Source organism: Streptomyces sp. A012304 (genome assembly GCF_026008495.1).
Lineage (GTDB): Bacteria > Actinomycetota > Actinomycetes > Streptomycetales > Streptomycetaceae > Streptomyces.
Window position 1 is genome coordinate 159,372 of the sequence record NZ_BQUN01000097.1, and the last position, 6,369, is coordinate 165,740.

The 6,369-nt window shown below is 75.7% G+C and carries 1 protein-coding gene; it reads left to right on the plus strand.

Going from position 1 to position 6,369, the window contains the following annotated elements; all coding sequences use genetic code 11:
• Positions 1-68: 68 nt before the first annotated feature.
• Positions 69-6,369: SDR family NAD(P)-dependent oxidoreductase (locus ALMP_RS22935; RefSeq protein ID WP_375803520.1), on the plus strand; the 6,301-nt coding region annotated here is incomplete at its 3' end.

Sequence of the window (6,369 nt, forward strand, 5' to 3'; positions counted from 1 at the left end):
TCACCACGCTCGCCGGCGCCCAGGTCACCGCCCTGCTCGAAGCGGGGCCCGACGGAGTGCTCACCGCGATGGCCCGCGAGACGACGCTCGTGCGGCCCGGCACCGCCGCGACGTCCCTGCTGCGCTCCGACCGGGCCGAGCCGGCCGCGCTCATCGGCGCGCTCGGCGCCGCACAGCTCGCCGGCGTCCTGGTGGACTGGCCGGCCTTCTTCACCGGCACCGGGGCACACGTCACCGACCTTCCCGGTTACGCCTTCCAGCGCCGCCGCTTCTGGCTCGAACCCGAGACCCCCGTGGCCGCCCCGCCCACCGCCCCGGCCGACGCGGACCCGGCGTTCTGGGCCGCCGTCGAACGCGGCGACGCCGACCAGGTGGCCACCACGCTCGACCTGGGCGACGACGAGGAGCGGCGCGGATCCCTCGCCGGCCTGCTGCCCGCCTTCGCCTCCTGGCGCCGCCTCCAGCGGGAGCGCACCCTGCTCGACGCCTGGAGCTACGAGACCGCCTGGCAGCCGTGGACACCGCGGGACGGCCGACACCTCACCGGAACCTGGCTGCTGATCGACCACGGCGCACAGACCGCAGGCCCGGAGACCCGCGACGCCGAGACCGCAGGCCCGGAAACCGTCGACGCCGAGACCGCCGACAGCGAGGTCACCGGAACCGAGGGCGCCGACAGCGAGGCCACCGAAACCGAGGGCGCCGACACCGAGGCCACCGGCGCCGGAACCCCCTGCTCCGTACCCGCACAGCGCTGCGCCCGGGCGCTCGCCGAGGCCGGAGCCCACGTCGAGGTCCTGCGGCTGCTCCCCGCCGACCTGGAACGCGACGCACTGGCCGCGCGGCTCCGTGCCGTCGGCCCGCTCGCCGGGATCGTGTCGCTGCTCACCGGCGACCCGGGGCGGCACCCCGGACACCCGGCACTGACCGCCTGGTTCGCCGACACCGTGACCCTCGTCCAGGCCCTCTCCGACACGAGCCGCACCGCCCCCCTGTGGTGCGTGACCGAACAGGCCGTGGCCGTCGGCGACGACCCCGCGGCCGAGGCCACCCGAGCCGAGATCTGGGGATTCGGCCGGGCCGCCGCACTGGAACTGCCCACCGCCTGGGGAGGGCTGGTGGACGTCCCCGAGGACGCCGACGACCGGGTGTGGTCCCGGCTGGCCCGCACCCTCGCGGCGGACGAGGCGGAGGACCAGGTCGCGCTGCGCGTCACCGGCGCCTGGGTGCCCCGGCTGCGCCGCACCGCCGTCGCACAGCCGGGCCCCGAAGGGGGCTGGACGCCCGCCGGGACCGTCCTGATCACCGGCGGTACCGGCGGCCTGGGCGCCCAGGTGGCCCGCTGGGCCGCCGCCCGCGGCGCCGAACACCTGGTGCTCACCGCCCGCCGGGGCCCGCACGCGCCGGGAGCCGACGCGCTGACCGCCGAGCTGACCGCCCACGGCGTGCGCGTCACCGTGGCCGCCTGCGACGTCGCCGACCGCGAGGCGCTGGCCCGGCTGGTCGCGGACGTCGAGGCGGACGGACCGCCGATCCGGGCCGTGGTGCACACCGCCGGCATCGGCCAGGCCGCCACCGTCGCCGAGACGGACCTCGCCGCCTGCGCGCACATCACCGAGGGCAAGGTGCTCGGCGCGGCGCACCTCGACGCGCTGTTCGGTGACCGCCCGCTCGACGCCTTCGTGCTGTTCTCCTCCATCGCCGGTGTGTGGGGCAGCGGAGCGCAGGGCGCCTACGCGGCCGGCAACGCGTACCTCGACGCCCTCGCCCGTCACCGCCGCTCCCGAGGGCTCACCGCGACGGCCGTCGCCTGGGGCCCGTGGGCGGGTGCCGGTATGGCGGCGGGGGAGAGCGGTGAGGAACTGGCCCGCCGGGGACTGCGCGCGATGGACCCGGACACCGCCGTCGCCCTGATGGCCCGCGCGGTGGCCCGGCCCGAGGCCGCCACCGTCCTCGCCGACGTCGACTGGCCGCAGTTCCTGCGCCGCTTCACCGCGCTGCGGCCCAGCGCCCTGCTCGGCGACCTGCCGGAGGCCCGCGCCCACCTGGCCGAACAGGCCGCGGGCCGTGCCCTTCCCACGGGCGACGGCCGACCGGCCGACGAACCCGAGCTGGCCCGCAGGCTGGCCGAGGCCACGGCGGGCGAGGGCGAGCGGATCCTGCTCGACCTGGTGCTCCGCGAGGTCGCCGCCGTACTCGGCCTGCCGGCCGGTGAAGCGCCGTCGGCCGAACGGGCCTTCCGCGACCTCGGCTTCGACTCGCTCACCGCGGTCGAGCTGCGCGACCGGCTCTCGCTGAGCAGCGGACTGGAGCTGCCCAGCACCCTGGTCTTCGACTACCCCACACCGACCGCCCTGGCCGGCCACCTGTTCGACGAACTGGCAGGTGCCCGGCCCGCCCACAGCGATCCCGCCCACAGCGATCCCGCCGGCGGCCCGGTCGTGGACGGCGAGCCGATCGCCATCGTCGCCATGGCCTGCCGCTACCCCGGCGGGGTCACCGGCCCCGAGGAACTCTGGCGACTGGTCGCCGACGGTGTCGACGCCGTGTCCGGCTTCCCGGCCGACCGCGGCTGGGACCTCGACGCCCTCTACGACCCCGACCCCGACCGCCCCGGCACCAGCTACGCGCGCGAGGGCGGATTCCTCGACACGGCCGCCGAGTTCGACGCCGCCCTGTTCGGCATCTCGCCCCGTGAGGCGCTCGCCATGGACCCGCAGCAGCGGCTGCTGCTGGAGACCGCCTGGGAGGTGTTCGAGAACGCCGGCCTCGACCCGACCTCCGTCAAGGGCGAGACCGTCGGCGTCTTCGTCGGCGGCGCGGCCTGCGGCTACGGCACCGGCGCCGGGGACCTGCCGGACGGTGTGGAGGGGTACGCGCTCACCGGCAGCGTCAGCAGCGTCCTCTCGGGCCGGGTCGCCTACACCTTCGGCCTGGAGGGCCCGGCCCTCACCGTCGACACGGCCTGCTCCTCCTCATTGGTCGCGCTGCACCTGGCCGGCCGCGCCCTGCAACGCGGCGAATGCTCGATGGCGCTGGCCGGCGGGGTGACCGTGATGGCCACCCCCACCGGGTTCGTGGAGTTCAGCCGCCAGCGGGGACTCTCCCCGGACGGCCGCTGCAAGGCGTTCGCCGCCGCCGCCGACGGCACCGGGTGGTCCGAGGGCGTCGGCCTGCTGCTGGTGGAACGCCTGTCGGACGCCGTCCGCAACGGGCACCGCGTCCTCGCCGTCATGCGCGGCTCCGCCGTGAACCAGGACGGCGCCAGCAACGGCCTGACCGCACCCAACGGGCCGTCCCAGCAGCGCGTCATCCGGCAGGCACTGGCCGACGCCCGGCTCACCGCCCGCGACGTGGACGCCGTCGAGGCGCACGGCACCGGCACCGCCCTCGGCGACCCCATCGAGGCACAGGCGCTGCTCGCCACCTACGGCCGCGACCGGCCCGACGGCACCCCGCTCTACCTGGGCTCGGTCAAGTCCAACATCGGCCACACCACGGCCGCTGCGGGCGTCGCGGGCGTCATCAAGACGGTGATGGCGATGCGCGAGGGCGTGCTGGCCCCGACCCTGCACGTCGACGCGCCGACCCCGCACGTCGACTGGTCGGCCGGCACCGTCGAACTGCTCACCGCGCCCCGCGCCTGGCCCGAGCACGGCCGGCCGCGCCGCGCGGGTGTCTCCGCCTTCGGCATCAGCGGCACCAACGCGCACGTGGTCCTCGAACAGGCGCCCATCGCACCGGCGGAACCGGCCGGACCCCGGCCCGCCCCCGCCCCCGGCACCGCGCTGCCCTTCCTGCTCTCCGCCCACACCGGCCGGGCACTGCGCGCGCAGGCCGCCCGGCTCGTCGGCCACCTCGCGGACCCGGCCGCTTGGGACCCGGACGACGCCCGCCCGGCGCTGACCGACCTCGCCTACTCGCTCGCCGTGTCCCGCGCCGGGCTCGCACACCGGGCCGTCGTCACGGCGGCCGACCGGGAGGGGTTGCGGACGGCCCTTGCGGGGTTGGCGGCGGGGGAGTCTGGGGTCGACGCCGTCGTAGGGGTGGCACAGTCTGGTGCCCGTCCGGTGTTCGTCTTCCCCGGTCAGGGTTCGCAGTGGGCCGAGATGGCCGGCGGGCTGCTCACGGCGTCACCCGCGTTCGCCACGCAGATCCTGGCGTGCGAGGAGGCGCTCGCGCCGTTCGTCGACTGGTCGCTGACCTCGGTCCTGAACTCTGAGTCGGACGCGTGGCTGGAGCGGGTCGATGTGGTGCAACCGGTGTTGTGGGCGGTGATGGTGTCCTTGGCCGCGCTGTGGCAGGCGCACGGGGTGCGGCCCGCCGCCGTGGTGGGTCACTCGCAGGGCGAGATCGCCGCCGCGTGCGTGGCCGGCGCGCTGTCGCTGGAGGACGGCGCGAAGGTCGTCGCGCTGCGCAGCAAGGCCATCCTCGACCTGTCCGGCAAGGGCGGCATGGCCTCCGTCGGCGTCTCCGTCGACCAGGTCGCCGGCCTCATCGCCCCCTTCAAGAGGCGGCTGTCGGTCGCCGCTGTCAACGGCCCGGCGTCCGTCATCGTCTCCGGCGAGCAGGGCGCCCTGGACGAACTCCTCGCCATCTGCGAGGCCCAGGGCACCTGGGCACGACGCGTCCCCGTCGACTACGCCTCCCACTCCACCCAGGTCAGCCGGATCCGCAAACCCCTGCTGCGCGCCCTGGCCGGCATCCGGCCGCAGACCTCCCGCATCCCCTTCTGCTCGTCGGTGACCGGCGAACTCCTCGACACGGCCACCCTCGACGCCCAGTACTGGTACACCAACCTGCGGCAGACCGTCCGCTTCGAGGACGCCGTCCGGACCCTCCTCGACCAGGGCCACGACGTCTTCGTCGAGTCCAGCGCCCACCCCGTCCTGACCACCGGTGTCCTGGAGACGATCGAGGACACCGGAGCGGACGCCGCCGCACTCGGCACACTGCGCCGCAACCAGGGCGGCCCGGAGCGCTTCCTCACGGCCCTCGCCGAGGCCCACGCCCACGGTGTCACCGTCGACTGGCAGCCGGTGCTGCCCTCGGGCGTCCACCGCGTCGACCTGCCCACCTACGCCTTCCAGCGTGAACGGTACTGGCTGGGCGACACCACCGACGCCCCCGCCGGCCCCCGCCGCGACCGGTCCGCGTGGGCCGCCCGGCTCGCCGGGCTGTCCCCGCAGGACCGGGACCAGGCTGTCCGCGACATGACGTTCGCGCACGCCGCGACGGTCCTGGGACGCACCGTGCTCAGCACGGCCGACGCCGAGCAGACGTTCAAGGACCTGGGCCTGGACTCGCCGAGCGCCGTCGAGTTCCGCAACCGCGTCAACACCGACACCGGCCTCCAGCTGCCGACCACGCTCGCCTACGACCATCCCACCCCGGTCGCCGTCGCACGCCATCTCGCCGGTCTGCTCACCGGCACCGCCGACCGCCACCCGGACCACGCACGGACCGCCGCCCGGCCGACGACGCCCGGCACCGCCCGGCCGGCCGACGACGACGCGATCGCGATCGTCGGCATGGCCTGCCGACTGCCCGGCGGCATCGGCTCCCCCGAGGACCTGTGGCGGCTCGTCGCCGCCGGCGGGGACGCCATCACACCGTTCCCCGCGGACCGGGGCTGGGACCTGGAAAGCCTCTACGACCCCGACCCCGACTCCGCCAAGGCGGGCACCAGTTACGCCCGGCACGGCGGCTTCCTGCACGGTGTCGCCGACTTCGACGCGGGCTTCTTCGGCATCTCCCCGCGTGAGGCGCTGGCGATGGACCCGCAGCAGCGGCTGCTGCTGGAGACGTCCTGGGAGGCCTTCGAGCGGGCGGGCATCGACCCGGCCGCCCTGCGCGGCAGCCGGACCGGCGTGTTCGTCGGCGCCATGAACATGGACTACGGCGCGCGGCTCGACGAGCCCGCGGGCGACTCCGAGGGCTACCTGCTCACCGGCAACACCGGCAGCGTCGTCTCCGGCCGCCTCGCCTACACCTTCGGCTTCGAGGGCCCGGCGGTGACCGTGGACACCGCGTGCTCGTCGTCCCTGGTGGGCCTGCACCTTGCCGTGCAGGCGCTGCGCAACGGCGAGTGCGCGCTGGCCCTCGCCGGCGGCGTGACGGTGATGTCCACGCCCGGCATGTTCATCGAGTTCAGCCGTCAGCGGGGTCTGTCGGCGGACGGGCGCTGCAAGGCGTTCTCGGCCGCCGCAGACGGCACCGGCTGGGCGGAGGGCGTCGGCGTCCTGCTGGTGGAGCGGCTGTCGGACGCGGTGCGCCACGGGCATCGGGTGCTGGCGACGGTGCGCGGCACGGCGGTGAACCAGGACGGGGCGAGCAATGGTCTGACGGCGCCGAACGGGCCGTCGCAGC